The organism is Burkholderia aenigmatica, from assembly GCF_048627025.1.
Taxonomy (GTDB): Bacteria; Pseudomonadota; Gammaproteobacteria; order Burkholderiales; family Burkholderiaceae; genus Burkholderia; species Burkholderia aenigmatica.
In genome coordinates this window covers 1,530,568-1,551,168 of the sequence record NZ_CP184469.1, presented here as the reverse complement: position 1 = coordinate 1,551,168, position 20,601 = coordinate 1,530,568, and the positions used below count along the sequence as shown (strand labels likewise).

The following is a 20,601-nucleotide window of genomic DNA, read 5'->3' as shown; positions in this document are numbered from 1 at the left end:
CATTCATGACTTTCGTTTTCCCGCCTGAAGCACCTGTGGCACTCCCCGTTGCCGGCAGCGATGCGCAGTTCGCGGTTCGCCGCGTTTATTGCGTCGGCCGCAACTACGCGGCCCATGCGCGCGAAATGGGCTTCGATCCCGATCGCGAGCCGCCGTTCTTCTTCTGCAAGCCGGCCGATTCGATCGTGCCGGTCGCCTACGGCGAAACGCTCGATCTCGCGTATCCGTCGCAGACGCAGAACTATCACTACGAAGCCGAACTCGTCGCGGTGATCGGCAAGGGCGGTTCGGACATTCCGCTCGAGCGCGCGCTCGAACACGTGTGGGGCTACGCGGTCGGCCTCGACATGACACGCCGCGACCTGCAGATGAAGATGCGCGAAATGGGCCGGCCGTGGGAAATCGGCAAGGCGTTCGACCGCTCGGCACCGATCGGGCCAGTGCATCCGGCAAGCGACGTCGGTCATTTCGAGCAGGGCGGCCTGTGGCTGACCGTCAACGGCGCGACGAAGCAGAAGAGCGACGTGTCGCACCTGATCTGGTCGGTCGCGGAAACGGTGGCCGACCTGTCGAAGTTCTTCCGCCTGGAACCGGGCGACGTGATCTTCACCGGCACGCCCGAAGGCGTCGGCGCGGTGGTTGCGGGCGACGTGATGAAGGTCGGCGTCGAACGGCTCGGCGAACTGACCGTGCGCGTGGTCTGACGCATCTTCCTCGAAAGGCGACATCGTGCAACTGCATAGCTTCTTCAACAGTTCGACGTCCTACCGGGTGCGCATCGCGCTCGCGCTGAAAGGGCTGCCGTACGACACGCTGCCGGTGAACATCCGCACCGGCGAGCATCGCGAGGCGGCCTACGTCGCGAACGTGAACCCGTCGGCGGCGGTGCCGGCGCTGGTCAATGGGGACTTCCGGCTCGGGCAGTCGCTCGCGATCCTCGATTACCTCGACCAGTTGCATCCGGAACCCCGGCTGATTCCGCTCGAACCGCAGCATCGCGCCCGCGTGCTGGAACTCGCGACGCTGATCGCTTGCGACATCCATCCGCTCAACAACCTGCGCGTGCTGCGCTATCTCGACACCGACCTGAAGGTCACGCCGCAGCAGAAGACCGCGTGGTACCGGCACTGGATCGCGGAAGGGATGGCCGGCGTCGAGCGGCTGCTCGCGCGCGCGGATACGGGCCCGTGGTGCTTCGGCGACACGCCGACGCTGGCCGACGTGTGCCTCGTGCCGCAGGTCGCGAACGCGTTGCGGATGGATTGCGACTTGAGCGCGTATCCGCGCAGCCTCGCGGTTTTCGAGCACGCGCGGCGCGAGCCGGCTTTCGAGGCCGCACAGCCACAGCGGCAACCGGATTACGTCGCGTAACACGAAGCAGGAGACAGACATGGGCGAGACACAACACAACGGCCGGCGCGTGCTGGTGATCGGCGGCGGCATCGGCGGGCTCGCGACGGCGCTCGCGCTCGCGCGCCAGGGCATTCGCGTGAAGCTGCTCGAACAGGCAGATCAGATCGGCGAGATCGGCGCGGGGATCCAGCTCGCGGCCAACGCGTTCAACGCGCTCGACGCGCTGGGTGTCGGCGAGGCCGCGCGCAGCCGAGCCGTGTTCACCGACTGGCTGCAGCTGATGGACGCGATCGATGCACGCGAGGTCGCGCACATCGATACGGGCGCCGCGTACCGCGAGCGCTTCGGCAATCCGTATGCGGTGATTCATCGCGCGGACATTCACCTGTCGATCTACGAGGCGGTCAAGGATCATCCGCTGATCGAATTCCGGACGAGCACGCAGGTGTGCGGCTTCGAGCAGGACGGCAATGGCGTGACCGTGACCGACCAGCACGGCGAACGTTATCGCGCCGATGCCGTGATCGGCTGCGACGGCGTGAAATCCGCGATCCGTCACGCGCTGATCGGCGACGCGCATCGCGTGACGGGCCACGTCGTGTATCGCGCGGTGGTCGACGTCGACAACATGCCGAAGGATCTGCAGATCAACGCGCCGGTCGTGTGGGCCGGCCCGCATTGCCATCTCGTCCACTATCCGCTGCGCGGCGGGCGGCAGTACAACCTCGTCGTCACGTTCCACAGCCGCGAGCAGGAAACCTGGGGCGTGCGGGAGGGCAGCAAGGAGGAAGTGCTGTCGTACTTCGACGGCATCCATCCGCTGCCGAAGCAGATGCTCGACCGGCCGACGTCGTGGAAGCGCTGGGCGACCGCCGATCGCGATCCGGTCGAACGGTGGAGCGCAGGCCGCGCGACGGTGCTCGGCGACGCCGCGCATCCGATGACGCAATACATCGCGCAGGGCGCGTGCCAGGCGCTCGAGGATGCAGTGACGCTCGGCGCGGCCGTGGCCCGGACCGATGGCGATTTCGAGGCCGCGTTCGCGCTGTACGAGCGCGTGCGGATTCCGCGCACCGCGCGGGTGCTGTATTCGGCGCGCGAGATGGGGCGGATCTATCACGCGAAGGGCGTCGAGCGGCAGGTGCGCAACGGGCTCTGGGTCGGCCGCACGCAGGCGCAGTTCTACGACGCGCTCGACTGGCTGCACGGCTGGCGCGCGGAGGATTGCCTGAAGTCCGTCGCGTAACGCGGCGCGGTTGGCCCGATTCCGGCGGCGCGCATTTCAACGACACGACGCGCGACCGCCTTCCTGGAGGAGACACCATCATGGCCGATACGTTGTCCATCGACGTCAGCGAATGGATCGACCGTCATCGCGTTGCGCCGTTTCAGGCCGCGATCGTCGCCCTGTGCTTTCTGATCGTCGCGATCGACGGTTTCGATACCGCGTCGATCGGATTCATCGCGCCCGTCATCCGCGCGGAATGGGGGCTGTCGCCCGCGCAGCTCGCACCGGTGTTCGGGGCGGGGCTCGCGGGGCTGATGGCCGGCGCGCTCGTGTTCGGGCCGTTCGGCGACCGGTTCGGCCGCAAGCGCCTGCTGCTCGCATGCGTGGCGTGCTTCGGCATCGCGAGCGCCGCGTCGGCGAGCGCGGGCGGCCTGACCGAGCTGATCGCGTGGCGCTTCGTGACCGGGCTCGGCCTTGGCGGCGCGATGCCCAATGCGATCACGCTGACGTCCGAATATTGCCCGGCCCGGCGCCGCTCGCTGCTGGTGACGACGATGTTCTGCGGCTTCACGATCGGCTCCGCGCTCGGCGGGCTCGCGGCCGCGTCGCTGATCGAGCACCACGGCTGGCGTGCGGTGCTCGTCGTCGGCGGCGCCGCGCCGTTGCTGCTGCTGCCAGTGCTCGCGTGGCGGCTGCCGGAATCGGTGCGCTATCTCGTCAACACAGGCGCGGCGCGCGAACGGATCGCGGCGATGCTCGGTCGTATCGCGCTGGATCCGCATCTTGCAAACGCGTCGTTCATCGCGCCCGCCGGCAAGCCGGCCGGGTCGCCGCTCGGCCGCCTGTTCGGCGCCGACCTGCTGCGCGGCACGCTGCTGCTGTGGCTCACGTTCTTCATGAGCCTGCTCGTGATCTACCTGTTGTCGAGCTGGCTGCCGACGCTGCTGCGCACGACCGGCGCGACGCTGCAGACGGCCGCGCGCGTGACCGCGATGTTCCAGGTCGGCGGCACGCTCGGTGCGATCGTTCTCGGCGGGCTGATGGACCGTTTCGACCCGCATCGCGTACTGGCCTGCAGCTATGCGGCGGCCGGCGTATTCGTCGCCGCGATCGGCATGTTTGCCGTGTCGCCGTGGGGCGCCGCGCTCGCCGTGTTCGCGGCCGGTTTCTGCGTGTCGGGTTCGCAGGTTGGCGCGAACGCGCTGTCCGCCGCGTTCTATCCGACCGAGTGCCGCACCACCGGCGTGAGCTGGGCGAACGGGATCGGCCGCGGCGGCTCGGTCGTCGGATCGATGGCGGGCGGCGCGATGCTGGCGATGGGCGTGCCGTTGTCGACTGCGTTTGCCGTCGTCGCGGCGCCGTGCGTGATCGCGGGGATTGCGGTGCTGGCGCTCGGCGTCGTGCGTGCCGATGCGGCGCGCATGCCTGCTGCCAAGACGATGGCAGGCGAGCAGGCCTGAGCGAAGGGGGGGGCGCAAGGCCGCCCGCCGGCAAACAGCGGGGAGCATCATTATATAAATTAATATAATATTGATGCTTTAATTGTCTCCCTGCGCCGATGAACGACGATCTTTCCGCCGGGTTGCCGGAACCCGACCAGATGCGCGCGGCGGCCGAATCGGCCTGCGCGCTGCTCAAGGTGCTGTCGAATCCCGACCGGCTGCTGCTGCTCTGTGAACTGTCCCAGGGCGAGCGCTGCGTGAGCGATCTCGAGACCTCGCTGGACATCCGCCAGCCGACGCTGTCACAGCAGCTGGGCGTGTTGCGGGACAACGCGCTGGTTCGCACGCGCCGTGACGGCAAGAACATCCACTATTCGCTCGACAGCCCGGCCGCGATCGCGGTGATGGGCGTGCTGTACGCGCAGTTCTGCGGCCCGGCCGCGAAGGGGCGGCGCGATGCAGCTTGATGCGCTTCATTTCACGCCGTGGCTGTCGCTGGCCGGCGGCGTGCTGATCGGGCTCGCGGCCGCGTGGCTCGTCGCGTTCAACGGCCGGATTGCCGGTATCAGCGGCATCGTCGGCGGTCTGCTCACGGCACGTGCGGGCGAGCGCGACTGGCGCGCCGCGTTCGTCGCCGGGCTGATCGCCGCACCGCTCGTGATGTACGTCGCCGGGAACAGGCTGACACCGCAGGTCGATGCAAGCTGGGTCGAATTGGTGGCAGCCGGGTTGCTGGTCGGCGTCGGCACGCGGTACGCGGGTGGCTGCACGAGCGGCCACGGCGTGTGCGGGATGTCGCGCGGTGCGCTGCGTTCGGTGGTCGCGACGGCGGTCTTCATGGTCGCAGGCTTCGTGACCGTCTTCGTGCGACAGCACGTGCTGGGAGGCTGACATGCAGGCAGGATTCGCGTTTCTGGCGGGGCTGCTGTTCGGCGTCGGCCTCATCGTGTCGGGCATGGCCAATCCGCAGAAGGTGCTCGGCTTTCTCGACCTGGCGGGCCGCTGGGATCCGTCGCTCGCGTTCGTGATGGCCGGCGCGACGGGCGTGGCCGTGTTCGCGTTCGCATGGGCGAAGCGCCGGACGCGGTCGTGGCTCGGCTTGCCGATGCAGTTGCCGGCCCTGCGGGCGATCACCGTGCGCCTGGTTGCCGGAAGTGCCGTGTTCGGTATCGGCTGGGGGATCGCCGGGTTCTGCCCGGGGCCCGCGATCGTGTCGATCGGCTTCGGGTCGGCGAAGGGGATCGTATTCGTCGTCGCGATGCTGGCAGGGATGGCGGTATTCGAGTGGGTCGAGCGCCGCAGGCGCGTGCGGTGACGTCGTGACCGCCGCGTGCCGGGCGGGCTGTGGCGGTTGAATAGGTCGAGGTCGGTCGATCCGCATGCGCACCGCCGAACCGGATCGCGTCAGATCTCCGCTGGATGAGGCGGTGGCAGCCTGACGCTTTCCGTGATGCGTCGAATCGCCATATCAGGAGGGCTCGCGCACGCGCTGGCCGCCGCGTATCCGGCCGGACAACCGGCGCAGCGCCGCACGCCATGCCGCGAGCACGCCAGGCCGTTCGTCCGGCTCCACGACCGTCGTGCTGACCGCGCCCGTGCCGCCGGCTGACAGCGCTACGTGGCCGGCCGTCTCGAGCGTCAGGCATTCGCCTTCGTCGAGCAAGCGGCGGATGTGCTGCGGCGCGTCGGGCAGCCAGTCGAGCCCACCGTGACGCAGCGTGACCGCGAGCGCGCCGTCCAGCACGATCACCTGGCTGCCCTTGTCGAACCACGCAAAGTGGCTTTGCCCGGCGTCGAGCCGGATGTGATGCGTTTGCATGGCGATTCCCTTTCCCGGTTGCGCGGCCTCGCGACGGCGAGGCGACAGCGTGCAGTCAGGTTAGGGAAACGGGCACCGGCACGACAGATTCAGGGGGCGGGAATCTGTTGCGGTGCAGACGACGATTTTGCGCTGCTGTATCGGTGGGTTTCCCCGGAATCTGTATCTGGCGTGCGATCGGCCGCGCGGGCACGATCGCCTGCATGACGCCATTCGCCGAATCATCCCGCCCACCTTTGCCGATGGACGGCGAGCCGCTTTACGAGCGGCTCGCCGAGCATTACCGCCGCATCATCGCGGCCGGCACGCTGTCGCCCGGCGACCGGATGCCGTCGGTGCGCGCGTTCATGGCACAGCACGGCGTGAGCCTGTCGACCGCGATCCAGGCGTTCCGGCGGCTCGAGGACACGGGCTGGTGCGAGGCGAAGCCGCGCTCCGGCTACTTCGTGCGGCGCCGCGCGGCGGTCGCACTCGAAACCCTGCCGGAAAGCGACGGGCCGCCGCTGAGCGTCGAGCCGCCGTTCGCGGGCCTGCACGAACGTGTGTCGCGCGTGATCGATCGCGCAAATGCGGCGCCCGATGCACTGAATCTCGGCGGTGCGTCCGCGCTGGCCACGCTGTACCCGGCCGAGCGCTTGCAGGCGCTCGCGATCCGGCTGTTGCGGCGCAAGCCCACGTTGCTGACCGATGCGGGGCCCGTTGGTGGTTCGCCCGAATTCCGGCAGACGATGGCCAAGCGCGCGCTGTCGTACGGCGTGACGGTGACGCCGGACGACGTGATGTCGACGAGCGGTGGCGTCGATGCCGTGAATCTCGCGTTGCGCGCGGTGGCGCGCCCCGGTGACACGATCGCGATCGAATCGCCGGCGTTTTTCGGCTTGATCCAGTTGCTCGAAAGCCTCGGCCTGCGCGCGCTCGAAATCCCGGCCAGCCCGACGACCGGCCTGTCGATCGAAGCCCTCGAAGTGGCACTGACCGCGTATCCGGACATTCGGGCCGTGGTCGTCGTGCCGAACCTGCAGAACCCGCTCGGCTGCGTAATGCCCGACGAGCGCAAGGCCGCGCTCGTCTCGCTTTGTTCGCGCCACGGCGTGGCCGTGATCGAGGACGAGCCTTATCGCGAGCTCGTCGAGGCGCCGCAGGCGGTCAAGCCGGTGAAGGCGTGGGATCGCGACGGCACGGTGATCTACTGCCCGTCGTTCAACAAGGTGCTGGCCCCCGGGATGCGGCTTGGCTGGATAAGCGCGGGGCGCTGGCACGCACGCGTGAAAATGCTGAAGTTCACGCACAGCCGGCACAACGCCGCGTTGCTGCAGGCCGTTGCGGCCGAATTCGTCGGCTCGGGCGCGTTCGATCGCCATCTGCACCGGTTTCGCGAACAGTTGCGCGTGCAGCGCGACGTGACGATCGACGCGATTGCACGGCATTTCCCGGCCGGAACGCGGATGAACCAGCCGCCGGGCGGGATGCTGCTGTGGATCGCGTTGCCGGACGGCGTGCACTCCGAGGCGTTGTTCGACGCCGCGCTGGCGCAAGGGGTCAGAATCGCGCCCGGTTCGATCTTCTCGAATTCCGACCGCTTCGACGGCTATATCCGGCTCGCGTGCACGCGCGTGTCCGATGCGGCGCACGAAGCGGCATTCGAAACGCTCGGCCGCCTCGTACGGGAAGCCATCGCGGCCACGTAAGCGCGGTGGCGGCTGGCCAGGCTTGCGAATGCGCAAGCCCCCCGGCTTTCCGAGCCACCGAAGCAGGAAGCCGCCGCCATTTCATCGGCTGGCCGAGTGTGTGGCGAGGTGCTGGCGGATCAGCGACAGGTAACGATCACCGACCGAGAAATCGCGCGCGGCGCGGGGCCGTTCGGCCTGCCGCAGCGTAGCCGGTGCGCTCATGCCCAGATAGCGGCAAACGGCCGATGGAAACGGCTTGCGCGTATGCCCGAGCTGGCGAGCCGCGCGCTCGACGCGGGCATCGCCGACCTGGGCGCGGAGCCATGCCAGCACTTGGCGATCGGCTTCGTTGACGATACGGACCAGATGTTCCATCGCGCACCTCACTGTTCATAAATACAGTACTGTAAATATAACCAGTGTTTGCGGCGACCGCAAGCGGGTACGCGTGCGGCTGGCCGTTCGGCCAGGGTCAGCGAGCCGGCACGGCAGTTCGCGTGATCCGGCCAGCCGGAGCAGCGGGCGCCACGGGAGCAGCAACCTTCGTATAGTGCGCATCGGTCAGCGTGCCGAGGAACGCGACGATATCGTCGATTTCCGCGTCGGTCAGCGCGGGCGGCGTGCCGGGCCGGCGGTTCATCGGCGTCGAGTTGACATTGATGTTGCCGCGGTAGGCGGCCGGTACGTCGTCGAACGTTCTGGCCCCGTGATACCAGAAGCCCGGGTCGGTCGAGCGCGTGTTGTAGAAAGCAACCGCATCGCGCAGCGTCGCGAACACGCCGTTGTGCATGAAGGTCTGCTTGACCGCGACGTTGCGCAGCCCCGGCGTGCGCAGGTAGCCGCACCATTGCGTCGGCTCGGGCCAGCGCAGCCGCCGCGCTGTGTCGCACAGCCCGTTGTCGAAATGGCGCGGATCGCGGTTTGCCGGCAGCGCGCGGTTGCGCGGTACCGCGATCGCGTCGTAGCCGAAATCGGTGAACAGCGAACGCTCCGGGCGGCTCGACGTTTCCGACAGCGTGTGACAGCTCATGCAGTTGCCCTTGTCGGGATTCCGGAACAGCGCGAGGCCGCGCATCTCGGCCGGCGCGAGCGGCTTGCGCGTGCGCAGGAACGCGTCGAAGCGCGACGTGAACGGCGCCATCTCGTCGCTCTGCAAATAGGCTTCGACGGCCAGGCCCAGCGCGCGCACCAGTTGCTCGGGATCGCGCCGCACCGGCGCGCCGAAGCGTGCGGCGAGATCGGGCGCGAGTTCGGTCGCGTCGACCTTGCGCAGCAGCGCGGCCGGCGATCGGTTGTTCATCTCGTTCGGATCGAACAGCGGCCCGCGGATCTGCTCGGCGAGCGTATCCGCGCGGCCGTCGCTGAACAGGCCGCCGAACGGCGACGGCGCGGGTGCGTCGTCATCCTGATAGAAGTGGCGGCGCGGCACGTAGCGCACATAGAGCAGCGACGGCGCATTGCGCTGGCTGAAGCGCCCGGGTCGGCTGCCTTCCGGCACGCCGGGCCCCGCGAGCGACGCGGCCGACAGCGTCGGCGCGAACGCGCGGCCCGGGTCATGGCAGCCCGCGCACGACATGCTGCGCGGCTCGGACAACCGTGGATCGAAGAAGATCCGGCGGCCGAGCGCGACGAGCGTCGGGTCGGGCGCGAAGCGCGCGGTCGCCGCATCGATCTTGCCCGTCACCTGCGGCGTGCCGTTGCCGATCGTGTCGACGACCCGCGACGGCGGCGCACCGGGAAGCAGGACCGTTTCGGCCGGCGCGGCGTGAGCGGCGAGCGCCAGGCCGGCGAGCATCGCCGCAGCCAGCGCGCGCAGCGTTTGCGGGCCGCGTGCCTGGCGGCCGTCACATCGAACTGCTTCACTCACGGCGCAATGAACCCCGTCTTGTCGCAAGCGAGCGTCGTGCCCGACTGGTTGCACGACGCGAGCAGCTTGCCGGCTGCCGAATACGCGTGGAATACCCAGCCGGTCGCCGGGGCGGCGCGGCGTTCCATGATCAGGAAGCCGAAGCTGTTGTTGTGCGACAACCGCTCGATCACGGCGCCCGGTGCGGGCGTCAGACCGGCCGGGAACGGGTCGGGCAGCGCGACGTCGAGATTGTCGCCGCCATTGCCGGACACGATCGTCGCCGGATGCCCGGACGAGAAGTTGATCGCCTGGAAGTCGTGCACGTGCCCGTGCAGCGCGACGTGCACGCCGGGCGGGTAGTACGCCTGCGCATTGAGGCTCGACATCACCGACTGCAGCGCGAGGTTGCCCGGCGCGGGCGTGCTGCCGGCGATCGGCGCGAACGCGAGGATCGGATGATGGTTCGTGAAGATCGTCGTCGTCATGCCGGCTTTCGACGCGAGCGCGGCGACCGTCTGGAACTGCTTCTGGTAGATGCCGAATTGCGCGTCGGTCGTCTTGAGCGGCGTGCGGCCGACCTTCGCGGTGTCGAACACGATCACCTGCGAGCCGCCGCCGAGCGACACCGCATAGGGTTCCGAATAGTTCGCGTTGTTGTCGTTGGCCGGATCGTCGCACGAGCGCGCGGCCGAATACGGACGCGGATCGAGGAAGCGGAACCAGCCCTGGCCCGCCCGCGCGCATTCCTCGTGGTTGCCGCGCACGACGACCCACGGCGCCTTCGCGAGCAGCGGGGCGGCCGGGCGGAACAGGTCGGCCTGCCACGTATCCCAGCCATAGCCCCACGGGCTGTCCTTGCAGCCGGCGATGTCCGGCGGGCATGCGTTCTCGCGATAGTGGTAGTCGCCGATGTGCATCACCAGATCGGGCGACAGCTTCGCGACGCTGGCCGCGATCGTGTCGAGTGGCCACACCGTCGCGTCGTTGCACGCCTGCCACGCGTTGTCGGCTTTCTTCATGCGGCAGCCGGTGTCGGCGATGATCGCGATGCGTTGCGGCTGCGCCTTCGGCAGCGGCAGCGTGCGGCCCGCGACGCTCGCCGCCTGCGCGTCGGCCGGCAGCGTCGCCTCGCAGACCGACACCGGAAAGCTCGACGGCTTCGAATCGGACGGGTCGCTGGCGGTCGGCCGCAGGGCGATGGTCGCGGCGCCCGCGCGCAGGGACATGCGCGACAGCTTGCCGTCGACGGTCAGTTGCGGGCACAGCGGATCGCTGGCCGACGCGGGCGTGTAGTTCGTGATGACGCGCGCGATCGCCTGGTTCGACTCGCCGATCTCGACCCATGCGGCCTGGACGTTGACCGACGCGCTCGCCGGATCGTCCGGCGAATCGATGTGGTTCGAGCACGCGGACAGCGCGGCGAGGGCAACAAGGGGAGCGCAGCGCACGAGCAGGGCGCGCGGGAGGAGTCGTCGCATGGGAGGCACCGTAGGAAAGTCGTCAACGATACGCAACGCGAATGTAAGAAATGTGAACAAAACGGGGCGCGACGAGGGGGGCGTGGACGCGGGCCGGGTGTCGGCATGGCGGCGGCAGGTCGCGGCACGGGGGCCTTGACCTCAAGCCGGCTTGAGGCAGCACAGTGCGATGCACGATCAATGAACCAGAAGGGGAATCGACCATGGAAACCAGCCGGCCCAACGACGAACAATCCGCGCTGTGGAACGGCCCGTCGGGGCGCGCGTGGGTCGATACGCAGGCGCCGATCGACCGGATGTTCGAACCGCTGGAGAAGTTGCTGGTGGATGCGGCGGCCACGTCGTCCGCGCGCAGCGTGCTCGACGTCGGCTGCGGTACGGGCGCGGTCACGCTCGCGCTCGCGCGGCGGCTCGGTGCGAACGCGCAATGCACGGGCATCGATATCTCGGCGCGGATGATCGATGCCGCGCAGGCGCGCGCCGAACGCAGTGGCGTTCGCGCCCGCTTCGTGCGCGCGGATGTGCAGACGCACGCGTTCGAGCCCGCGAGCGTCGACCTGATCGTGTCGCGCCTCGGCGTGATGTTCTTCGACGATCCGGTTCGCGCTTTTGCGAATCTGCGGCATGTGGCGCGGCCGAAGGCGCAGATGCGGTTCGTCGCGTGGCGCGGCGCGGCCGACAATCCGTTCATGACGATCGCCGAGCGGGCCGCCGCGCCGTTGCTGCCGAACCTGCCCGCGCGGCGGCCCGGCGCGCCGGGGCAATTCGCGTTCGGCGACCGGCAGCGGATCGCGTCGGTGCTGTCGGACAGCGGCTGGGCCGACATTGCGATCGAGCCGGTCGATCTGGCGTGCGCGTTGCCCGCGCCTGCGCTGGACGACTACATCACGCGGCTGGGCCCGGTCGGGCTTGCGTTGCTGGAGGTGGACGAGGCGACGCGGCGGCGCGTGGTCGACACGATGCGTGCCGCGTTCGAACCCTACGCCGAGGGTGCGGATGTGCGCTTCGACGCGGCATGCTGGCTCGTGACGGCGCGCGCACCGTCCGCATAACGCAGTGCCGTAACAAGGCGGATCACGGAAGGGGCGGCCGGTTCGCCCCGCGCGTTGCCGTTCGCGCGGGACGAAGCCGGGGCGTGTGACGTACGCGCGTCAGCGTCGCCGCGCGCGCAGCATCAGCCACGCGCAACCGCCGGCGACCAAAGCGAGGCCGAGCAGGACGGCCTCGACGCCGAGCGCAAACCCGGGCGGCATATCCCCGGTGTCCGGCATCGGCGACAGGTTGATGCCCATCGCGATGGCGCCACCGGCGAGCAGCGCCGCGCAGACGACCCAGTAGACCTTGCCGCGCGGCGCGGCGGCCCGGATCCGCCACAGCGCGATGCCGGCGCCGCCGAGGTAGAGCAGGGCGAGCGTGCCGAGCGCGATGACATCGGAGGCGCGGCTTTGCAGGAGGCTGGTCATCGCGCGGCTCCATCGCGGGTGGCGAACCGCCACAGCACAACAAAGGCGGCGTTCATTCGGCCTCCGTCGCGTGTCCCGGCGCGCGGCTCAGCAGATGCGTGCGCTTGTCGGCCGCGAGCGACACGTAGCGTTCGTACTGGCGCAACACGTCGGCAATCACTTCGTCGCCGCGCAGGTATTCGACGTCGTAGCCGAGCCGGCCGTCCTCGAAGAAGGTAACGATCCCGTACACGTGTGCCCGTTCCGCTTCCGGCTCGGCCGCCTCGCGCACCAGGAACGCGGCCGCGGATTTCACCGTCACGCGCACGCCGTACACGAAATCGCGGTGGTCGGCAGTCGGCACGGTGAGCCGCACCGCGTCGTCGCTGTCGCGCTGCACGTTCGCATCGACGCCGCCCGCGCGCAGTTCGTCGGCGACTTTGCGCAGTGCGGGCTCGACCGTCTCCGTGATGAACTGGCGCGCTTCGGCTTCCGTCGTCTGCCGCAGGATGTGGGTCAGGCGGTGGCGCCAGTGCTGGCCGGTCCAGAAGCTCGTCGCGGGCGCGACGTCCTGCGAATAGTGCACGCGGTCGGCCGCGAGCCCGCGCCACAGCCCGTAGCAGAGCGCGATCATGATGATCGCGACCGGCAGCGCGGCGATCAGCGTCATCGCCTGCAACGCGCCGAGCCCGCCGGCGACGAGCAGCACCGCGGCCGTCACGCCGAGCAGCGCGGCCCAGAACAGCCGTTGCCAGACGGGCGAGTGCGCGTTGCCGCGCGTCGCGATCTGGTCGATCACGAACGCGCCCGAATCGGCGGACGTGACGAAGAACACCGCGATCAGCACGATCGCGACGATCGACAGCAGTTGCGGCATCGGCAGGAAATCGAAGAAGCGGAACAGCAGTGCGTCGACATTGGTGGCCGTCTGCGCGAGCGCGCCGGCCGCGCCGTGCGTATCGAGCCAGATCGCGCTGTTGCCGAACACGGTCATCCACACGAGATTGAACGCGGTCGGCACGAGCAGCACGCCGATCACGAACTGCCGGATCGTGCGGCCGCGCGAGATGCGTGCGATGAACATGCCGACGAACGGCGACCACGACACCCACCACGCCCAGTAGAGGATCGTCCAGCCGCCGAACCAGCCTTCCTCGCGCGGCGGCGCGTACGCGTACGTGCGGAACGACAGGTCGACGAGGCTCGACAGGTACTGGCCGATGTTGTCGCCGAGCGCGCGCAGCAGGAAGGCCGTCGGGCCCGCAACGACCACGAAGGCGAGCAGCAGGAACGCGAGCAGCAGGTTCAGCTCGGACAGCCGCCGCACGCCCTTGTCGAGGCCGGTCGCGGCCGATACGCCCGCGAGGATCACGACGACCGCGACGAGCCCGATGCGGAACACGTTGCTGCCGGTGTCCCAGCCGGCGACGGTATGCAGGCCCGCGCTCAGCTGCATCACGCCGTAGCCGAGCGTCGTCGCGATGCCGGCGACCGTGCCGACCAGCGCGAACGCGTCGACCGTGTGGCCGATCCAGCCGTTGATGCGCTCACGCAGCACCGGATACAGCCCCGATCGCAGCGTCAGCGGCAGGTTGTAGCGGAAGCCGAAGTACGCGAGCACGAGCCCCATCAGCCCGTAGATCGCCCACGCGTGGAAGCCCCAGTGGAAGAAGGTCATCAGCATCGCCTCGCGCGCGGCGGCGGGCGTGCCGGGGTCGACGGTCGGCGGTTTCAGGAAGTGCTGCATCGGCTCGCCGACGCCGAAGTACATGAGGCCGATGCCCATGCCGGCCGCGAACAGCATGGCTGTCCACGACACGAAGCTGAATTCGGGTTCGGCGTCGTCGGGGCCGAGCCGGATGTTGCCGAAGTCGCTTGCGGCGATCAGCACGAGAAATACGAGGAAGCCGGTGACGGCGAGCACGTAGAACCAGTCGAAGCGCGCGATGACCCATTGCTGGCCGGCGGAGAACAGCGCGCCGGCTTCGCTCGGGCGCAGCGCGCACACGACGAGCAGCGCGCCGATGACCGCGAGCGCGGGCAGGACGACCTGTGGCTTGAATGTCGTGCGGGGCGAGGGACGGGAGTCTGGCATGGCAGGCATCCAGTTGTGGGCGCAACGAGGCGCGACGCCGCCCGGCGCGCGCGTCGCGCGTCGGACCCTGATACGGCGTGCGTCGAGTGTACCGCGGTGTCAGGACTGCAAGAAGGGGGCATGCAGAAGGGAAAACCTGACGAATTGTAAGGTATCGATGCGATCGAGAAAACCCGTGCGGCTTGCGCCGCAACCAGACGAGGCGCTTGAAAAGCCGCGGCGGCCGTATATCGGGCGCCCGGACAGCACGCGCGGCATGCGCGAACGGCGCGTCGCCCGGGGCGGCGGCAGCGCGCCGAAGGCGCCGATGGATCGGAAGGTGACGGCGATCCCGGCCATGCCGACGAACTGGCCATGCGTCGTCGATGGCGTGAGCTGCTGTGAATCGACGACGGTGCATTCGAACGGAACCTGCTCGGGGTTTTCCCGACGGACGAGGACGTGCGGTACACGTCACGGCGCACGGCGACCACGTGCCGAAGGCCCGTGCGGAGGGGCTGTGCGAGTGACCGGGCGATCGCCGGGCACAGGGTGGGGCGTGACAACCCTGATGAAAATTTATTTCTTTTTCGGATTGTGATTGTGTAAATTCATTTTCATCATCCTTGCAACAACCCTTCGCATGACGCCTCTCGTTCCGCACGACGCCAGTCAAGATGAACCCGCGATCGCCGAGCGGATCGCGTCGGCGATGCCGTTGATGACGCCGATCCACCGACGCATGGGCGAGTTCGTGCTCGCGAATCCGTTCCGCGCGGCGACGATGCGGATCGACGAACTCGCGCAGGCCGTGAATGCGTCGATCGCGACCGCGAACCGCTTCGCGAAGGCGCTCGGTTTCGACGGCTATCCGGCGATGCGCGCGGCGCTCGTGCGCGGCTTCGAGGCGACGCTCGGGCCGGTCGAGCGGCTGCGTTCCGCGCAGGAGCAGGAGTCCGGCGTGCGTGGCGCCGCATGGATCGACGCGGTCTTCGACCAGGCCGTCGCGAACATCGAGAACACGCGCGCGCAACTGGACGCGGCCGATGTCGAAACCGCGGTCGAGGCGATCGTCGGCGCGCGGCGCGTGCTGATCCTCGGCGCGGGGTCGAGCGCGTTTCTCACCGGGCTGATGGAGCACGGGCTGTCCGTCTGTCACGACAACGTGCAGTCGCTTGCGCTGCTCGGCGGCCCGTCGCATGCGGCGCGGCGTTTGTACACGGCCGATTCGCGCGATCTCGTGATCGCGCTTGCATTTCCGCGCTACGTGACGGACACGATCGAGCTGGCCCGCCGTGCGGCGGCGCGCGGTGCACGCGTGCTGGGTATCTCCGACGGCCCGCAATCGCCGCTTGCGCCGATCGCGTCGCTGAACCTGTACGTCAAGGCCGAACGGCGCTTCGCGGCCACGTCGGAAGCGGCCGTGCTCGCGATGATCGAGGCGCTGATCGACGCGGTCGCGCTGCGCACGCACCGCTCCGCGAAATCCGCCGCCGAGATGACCGAATTCCTGCTGCCGTGGCTCGTGCAGCCGCAAGCGGCGCTGCCGGCCGCCAACCCTTCTTCTCACCGTCCGAAAAAAACATGACTTCATCCGCGATCGTTGCGATTCACGGTGGCGCAGGCACGATCCTGCGCGATGCGATGGATTCCGACACCGAACGTCAGTACCGTGCCGAACTGAACGCGATCCTGACGGCCGCGCAGCAGGTGCTGGCCGACGGCGGCAGCGCGCTCGACGCCGTCACCGTCGCGGTGCGGATGCTGGAGGACTGTCCGCTGTTCAACGCCGGGCGCGGCGCCGTCTATACAGCGGAAGGCAAGCACGAACTCGACGCGGCGGTCATGGATGGCGCGACGCTCGGCGCCGGTGCGATCTGCTGCGCGACGCGGGTGCGCAATCCGGTGCTGGCCGCGCGGCGCGTGATGGAAGCGAGCGAGCACGTGCTGTTCGCCGGCGAGGGCGCCGATGCGTTCGCGGCCGCGCAGGGGCTCGAACTCGCGGAACCGGGCTACTTCGACACCGACGCGCGTCGCGCGCAGTGGGTCAAGGCGCGCGCAGCGGCGGGCGCGATGCTCGACCACGACGCGGCGACGTTCACCTTCGGCGCATCACAATCGCAGCCGCAGCCGGCCGAACCGCTCGATCCGGACCGCAAGCACGGCACGGTCGGCGCGGTCGCGTGCGACTTGCATGGCCACATCGCGGCGGCGACATCGACGGGCGGCATCACCAACAAGCAGCCGGGGCGTGTCGGCGATTCGCCGATCATCGGCGCGGGCTGCTATGCGGACGATGCAACGTGCGCGGTGTCGTCGACGGGCACCGGAGAGATGTTCATCCGGCTCGCGACCGCGCATGACGTCGCCGCGCAGATCGCGTATCGCGGCGCGTCGCTCGCCGACGCCGCGCACGACGTCGTGATGAACAAGCTGCCGCGCCTCGCGGGCCGCGGCGGGATCATCGCGGTCGACGCGCAGGGCAACGTCGCGATGCCGTTCAACACCGAAGGGATGTACCGCGGCTACGCGCGTGTCGGCGAAGCGCCGGTGGTCGGCATCTATCGCGACGACGACACGGCCTGATCCCGGACCGCACGAGGAGGAGACCCACGATGACTTCGAGCCGTAACCCGTCCGGCCTGGTGCTGCCCGAGCAGCGCGTGGTGGCCGTCGACGACCTGTCGGTCACGTTCCGCCGCGAAGGCGCGACGTTCGACGCGGTGCGCAACGTGTCGTTTCACGTCGATCGCGGCGAGACGCTCGCGATCGTCGGCGAATCGGGCTCGGGCAAGTCGGTCACGTCGCTCGCGCTGATGCGGCTCGTCGAGCACGGCGGCGGCGCGATCACGAATGGCCGGATCGCATTCCGCCGGCGTGGCGGCGCGCTCGTCGATCTTGCGCAGGCCAGCGGCGCGACGATGCGCGGCATTCGCGGCGCGGACATCGCGATGATCTTCCAGGAGCCGATGACGTCGCTGAATCCGGTGTTCACGGTCGGCGACCAGATCAGCGAGGCGATCGCGCTGCATCAGTCGAAAAGCATGTCGGAGGCGCGCGCGGAAACGCTGCGGTTGCTCGAGCTCGTGCGCATCCCGGAGGCGCGTCGCGTGTTCGCGCGCTATCCGCACCAGTTGTCGGGCGGGATGCGGCAGCGCGTGATGATTGCGATGGCGCTGTCGTGCCGGCCCGCGCTGCTGATCGCCGACGAGCCGACCACCGCGCTCGACGTGACGATCCAGGCGCAGATCCTGCAACTGGTGCGCGGGCTGCAGGACGAGATGAACATGGGCGTGATCTTCATCACGCACGACATGGGCGTGGTGGCCGAAGTGGCCGACCGCGTACTCGTGATGTATCGCGGCGAGAAGGTCGAGGAGGGCGAATCGGATCGCATCTTCGCGGCGCCCGCGCATCGCTACACGCGCGCGCTGCTCGCGGCCGTGCCGAAGCTCGGCTCGATGCAGGGCACCGATGCGCCCGAGAAATTCCCGCTGCTGAAGGTGGAGGGTGCAAGCGCGGCGGCACCGGCGGTGTCGCCCGCACCCGCGGCGAACGACGCTGCGCAACCGCCCGTCGATCAGTCTGCGTCGCCGATCCTGCGCGTGCGCGATCTCGTGACGCGCTTCCCGGTGAAGAGCGGCGTATTCGGCCGCGTGTCGCAATACGTGCATGCGGTCGAGCGCGTGAGTTTCGAATTGCGCGCGGGCGAGACGCTCGCGCTGGTCGGCGAATCGGGCTGCGGCAAGTCGACCACCGGCCGCTCGCTGCTGCGCCTCGTCGAATCGCAGAGCGGCTCGATCGAGTTCGACGGCCGCGACATCAGTGCACTGAAAGGCCCGGACCTGCAGGCGCTGCGCCGGAACATCCAGTTCATCTTCCAGGATCCGTTCGCGTCGCTGAACCCGCGCCTGACCGTCGGCTTCTCGATCATGGAGCCGTTGCTCGTGCACGGCGTCGCGAGCGGCCGCGAAGCGCAGGCGCGCGTCGACTGGCTGCTCGACAAGGTCGGCCTGCCGCCCGAGGCCGCGCGCCGCTACCCGCATGAATTCTCCGGCGGCCAGCGCCAGCGGATCGCGATCGCGCGGGCGCTCGCGCTGAACCCGAAGGTCGTGATCGCGGACGAATCGGTGTCGGCGCTCGACGTGTCGGTGCAGGCGCAGATCGTCAACCTGATGCTCGACCTGCAGCGCGAGCTCGGTGTCGCATACCTGTTCATCTCGCACGACATGGCCGTGGTCGAGCGCATCAGCCATCGCGTCGCGGTGATGTATCTCGGCCAGATCGTCGAGATCGGCCCGCGCCGCGCGGTGTTCGAGGCGCCGCAGCATCCCTACACGAAGAAGCTGATGAGCGCGGTGCCGGTGGCCGACCCCGCGCGCCGGCATGCGCCGCGCCAGCTCGCGGCGGACGAGATCCCGAGCCCGATTCGCGCGGCCGGCGACGAGCCGGTCGTCGCACCGCTCGTCGCGGTCGGCCCCGATCATTACGTCGCGACGCACCGCGTCGGCGGCGCGTATTGAACGCGCGGAGGCGGCGATGGATCGCAGTTGCGCACGTGCGAGGCAGAGACGGTTTTTTCCCGAGCGGGGGCAGTCGTTCCGCGTATCCAACCACACGTTACCGAATCATGCACAGGAGTCAGGTCACATGAGCAAGTCGCTTTCATTTCCGATGTTCCGCTCGCGCGCGCTGTTCGCCACCGCCGCGAGCGCGTTCGCGCTGTCGGCCGCGGTGCCCGCGTTCGCGCAGCAGACCGCGGTGATGGCGGTGGATTCGACCTTCACGACGATGGACCCGTACGACGCGAACGACACGGTGTCGCAGGCCGTCGTCAAGTCGTTCTACCAGGGGCTGTTCGGCTTCGACAAGGACATGAAGCTCGTCAACGTGCTGGCGACGAGCTACGACGCGAGCCCGGATGCGAAGACCTACACGATCAAGCTGCGCCAGGGCGTGAAGTTCCACGACGGCACCGATTTCAACGCGGCGGCCGTGAAGGCGAACTTCGACCGCGTGACCGATCCCGCGAACCACCTGAAGCGCTACAACATGTTCCGCGTGATCGAGAAGACCGAAGTGGTCGATCCGTACACGGTGAAGATCACGCTGCGCGAGCCGTTCTCGGCGCTGATCAACACGCTCGCGCACCCGTCGGCCGTGATGATCTCGCCGGCCGCGCTGAAGAAGTGGGGCCGCGACATCGCGCTGCATCCGGTCGGCACCGGCCCGTTCGAGTTCGTCGAATGGAAGCAGACCGACGACCTGAAGGTGAAGAAGTTCGCCGGCTACTGGAAGAAGGGCTATCCGAAGATCGACGCGATCGACTGGAAGCCGGTGGTCGACAACAACACGCGTGCAGCGCTGATCAAGACGGGCGAAGCCGATTTCGCGTTCCGCATCCCGTTCGAGCAGGCGGCCGATCTGAAGGGCAACCCGAAGGTCGACGTCGTGGAGCGGCCGTCGATCGTGCAGCGCTACGTGTCGCTGAACATGCAGCAGAAGCCGCTCGACAACCCGAAGGTGCGCCAGGCGCTGAACTACGCGGTGAACAAGGAAGCGCTCGCGAAGGTCGCGTTTGCCGGCTTCGCGACGCCGTCCACCGGCGTGGTGCCGCAGGGTGTCGACTACGCGACCAAGCTGGGCCCGTGGCCGTACGACCCGGCGAAGGCGCGCGCGCTGCTGAAGGAAGCCGGCTATCCGAACGGCTTCGAGACGACGCTGTGGTCCGCATATAACAACTCGACGTCGCAGAAGGCGATCCAGTTCGTGCAGCAGCAGCTCGCGCAGGTCGGCGTGAAGGTGCAGGTGCAGGCGCTGGAAGCCGGCGAGCGCGTCGCGAAGGTCGAGAGCGCGCCGGATCCGGCGAAGGCGCCGGTGCGGATGTACTACCTCGGCTGGTCGTCGTCGACCGGCGAGGCGAACTGGGCGATCACGCCGCTGCTCGCCGGCACGTCGGCGCCGCCGAAGCTCCTGAACACCGCGTACTACAAGAACGACACGGTCGATGGCGATCTCTCGAAGGCGCTGGAGACGGTCGACCGCGCGAAGAAGACCGAGCTCTACACCGATGCGCAGAAGCAGATCTGGACCGATGCGCCGTGGATCTTCCTCGTGCAGGAGAAGATCGTGTACGCGCGCAGCAAGCGGCTGCAGGGTGCGTACGTGATGCCGGACGGTTCGTTCAACTTCGACGAAATCTCGCTGAAATGACAGTGGTGATGACGGCGGCTCGTCCGCCATGCG

The 20,601-nt window shown here is 68.6% G+C and carries 20 protein-coding genes; 13 read left to right on the top strand and 7 right to left on the bottom strand.

The features are described from left to right. Positions 1–5 precede the first annotated feature (5 nt). The 7 genes from ACN8ZM_RS23980 (at position 6) to ACN8ZM_RS23950 (ending at position 5,338) form a co-directional block, all read left to right on the top strand. On the top strand, positions 6–704 hold the full coding sequence (locus ACN8ZM_RS23980) for a fumarylacetoacetate hydrolase family protein (protein ID WP_043183354.1): 699 nt from the start codon (positions 6–8) through the stop codon (positions 702–704). A 25-nt stretch (positions 705–729) separates the two neighbouring features. Beyond that, positions 730–1,371, top strand: coding sequence for a maleylacetoacetate isomerase (gene maiA, locus ACN8ZM_RS23975; protein WP_420212576.1), 642 nt, complete (start codon positions 730–732; stop codon positions 1,369–1,371). Between the two features lie 19 nt (positions 1,372–1,390). Further along, positions 1,391–2,599 carry a 3-hydroxybenzoate 6-monooxygenase gene (locus tag ACN8ZM_RS23970; protein WP_205824221.1) on the top strand — a complete coding sequence of 403 codons (1,209 nt, stop codon included), beginning with the start codon at positions 1,391–1,393 and terminating at the stop codon, positions 2,597–2,599. Positions 2,600–2,679: 80 nt separating this feature from the next. After that, positions 2,680–4,041 carry an MFS transporter gene (locus ACN8ZM_RS23965; RefSeq protein WP_420212575.1) on the top strand — a complete coding sequence of 454 codons (1,362 nt, stop codon included), beginning with the start codon at positions 2,680–2,682 and terminating at the stop codon, positions 4,039–4,041. Between the two features lie 98 nt (positions 4,042–4,139). After that, a complete protein-coding gene (locus tag ACN8ZM_RS23960) occupies positions 4,140–4,490 on the top strand; it encodes an ArsR/SmtB family transcription factor (protein ID WP_043183360.1) in 351 nt (116 codons plus the stop codon). Further along, positions 4,480–4,914 (top strand): YeeE/YedE family protein, encoded by a 435-nt coding sequence (locus ACN8ZM_RS23955; RefSeq protein WP_420212574.1) that lies wholly within the window; start codon positions 4,480–4,482, stop codon positions 4,912–4,914. The genes ACN8ZM_RS23960 and ACN8ZM_RS23955 overlap by 11 nt, the downstream gene beginning before the upstream one ends. 1 nt (position 4,915) lies before the next feature. Beyond that, positions 4,916–5,338 carry a DUF6691 family protein gene (locus tag ACN8ZM_RS23950; protein ID WP_043183364.1) on the top strand — a complete coding sequence of 141 codons (423 nt, stop codon included), beginning with the start codon at positions 4,916–4,918 and terminating at the stop codon, positions 5,336–5,338. Between the two features lie 153 nt (positions 5,339–5,491). Here the strand turns inward: ACN8ZM_RS23950 and ACN8ZM_RS23945 are convergent, their stop codons facing one another. Beyond that, entirely contained in the window at positions 5,492–5,842 is a 351-nt protein-coding gene (locus ACN8ZM_RS23945; RefSeq protein WP_089453186.1) for a hypothetical protein, read from the bottom strand. 203 nt (positions 5,843–6,045) lie between these two features. On the opposite strand from ACN8ZM_RS23945, the gene ACN8ZM_RS23940 reads away from it, so the two are divergent. Continuing rightward, positions 6,046–7,530, top strand: coding sequence for a PLP-dependent aminotransferase family protein (locus ACN8ZM_RS23940; RefSeq protein WP_420212573.1), 1,485 nt, complete (start codon positions 6,046–6,048; stop codon positions 7,528–7,530). An 81-nt stretch (positions 7,531–7,611) separates the two neighbouring features. Here the strand turns inward: ACN8ZM_RS23940 and ACN8ZM_RS23935 are convergent, their stop codons facing one another. From ACN8ZM_RS23935 to ACN8ZM_RS23925, 3 genes are all read right to left on the bottom strand, one after another. Next, complete coding sequence (locus ACN8ZM_RS23935) at positions 7,612–7,887, bottom strand: hypothetical protein (protein ID WP_011355479.1); 276 nt, start codon at positions 7,885–7,887, stop codon at positions 7,612–7,614. Between the two features lie 97 nt (positions 7,888–7,984). Beyond that, positions 7,985–9,307 carry a cytochrome-c peroxidase gene (locus ACN8ZM_RS23930; protein ID WP_420212662.1) on the bottom strand — a complete coding sequence of 441 codons (1,323 nt, stop codon included), beginning with the start codon at positions 9,305–9,307 and terminating at the stop codon, positions 7,985–7,987. A gap of 68 nt (positions 9,308–9,375) precedes the next feature. Next, the gene (locus ACN8ZM_RS23925; protein WP_043183369.1) at positions 9,376–10,839 is read right to left on the bottom strand and encodes a metallophosphoesterase family protein; all 1,464 of its coding nucleotides are present in this window, start codon (positions 10,837–10,839) and stop codon (positions 9,376–9,378) included. 203 nt (positions 10,840–11,042) lie between these two features. On the opposite strand from ACN8ZM_RS23925, the gene ACN8ZM_RS23920 reads away from it, so the two are divergent. Beyond that, on the top strand, positions 11,043–11,891 hold the full coding sequence (locus ACN8ZM_RS23920; protein ID WP_420212572.1) for a class I SAM-dependent methyltransferase: 849 nt from the start codon (positions 11,043–11,045) through the stop codon (positions 11,889–11,891). A 99-nt stretch (positions 11,892–11,990) separates the two neighbouring features. Here ACN8ZM_RS23920 and ACN8ZM_RS23915 read toward each other — a convergent pair whose 3' ends face one another. From ACN8ZM_RS23915 to ACN8ZM_RS23905, 3 genes are all read right to left on the bottom strand, one after another. Then, positions 11,991–12,302 carry a hypothetical protein gene (locus ACN8ZM_RS23915; protein ID WP_043183372.1) on the bottom strand — a complete coding sequence of 104 codons (312 nt, stop codon included), beginning with the start codon at positions 12,300–12,302 and terminating at the stop codon, positions 11,991–11,993. 52 nt (positions 12,303–12,354) lie between these two features. Next, positions 12,355–14,376: a BCCT family transporter gene (locus ACN8ZM_RS23910; RefSeq protein ID WP_043183373.1), complete on the bottom strand. Its 2,022-nt coding sequence runs from the start codon at positions 14,374–14,376 to the stop codon at positions 12,355–12,357. A 99-nt stretch (positions 14,377–14,475) separates the two neighbouring features. Continuing rightward, the gene (locus tag ACN8ZM_RS23905) at positions 14,476–14,715 is read right to left on the bottom strand and encodes a hypothetical protein (protein WP_420212571.1); all 240 of its coding nucleotides are present in this window, start codon (positions 14,713–14,715) and stop codon (positions 14,476–14,478) included. Between the two features lie 283 nt (positions 14,716–14,998). Here ACN8ZM_RS23905 and ACN8ZM_RS23900 point away from each other — a divergent pair, with 283 nt between their 5' ends. The 4 genes from ACN8ZM_RS23900 (at position 14,999) to gsiB (ending at position 20,568) form a co-directional block, all read left to right on the top strand. Continuing rightward, entirely contained in the window at positions 14,999–15,943 is a 945-nt protein-coding gene (locus ACN8ZM_RS23900; protein WP_089453179.1) for a MurR/RpiR family transcriptional regulator, read from the top strand. Then, entirely contained in the window at positions 15,940–16,941 is a 1,002-nt protein-coding gene (locus ACN8ZM_RS23895) for an isoaspartyl peptidase/L-asparaginase family protein (protein ID WP_420212570.1), read from the top strand. Before ACN8ZM_RS23900 ends, ACN8ZM_RS23895 begins: the two co-directional genes overlap by 4 nt. Before the next feature lie 29 nt (positions 16,942–16,970). After that, positions 16,971–18,878: a dipeptide ABC transporter ATP-binding protein gene (locus tag ACN8ZM_RS23890; RefSeq protein WP_420212569.1), complete on the top strand. Its 1,908-nt coding sequence runs from the start codon at positions 16,971–16,973 to the stop codon at positions 18,876–18,878. Between the two features lie 127 nt (positions 18,879–19,005). Continuing rightward, positions 19,006–20,568: a glutathione ABC transporter substrate-binding protein GsiB gene (gene gsiB, locus ACN8ZM_RS23885; protein ID WP_043183382.1), complete on the top strand. Its 1,563-nt coding sequence runs from the start codon at positions 19,006–19,008 to the stop codon at positions 20,566–20,568. Positions 20,569–20,601 lie beyond the last annotated feature (33 nt).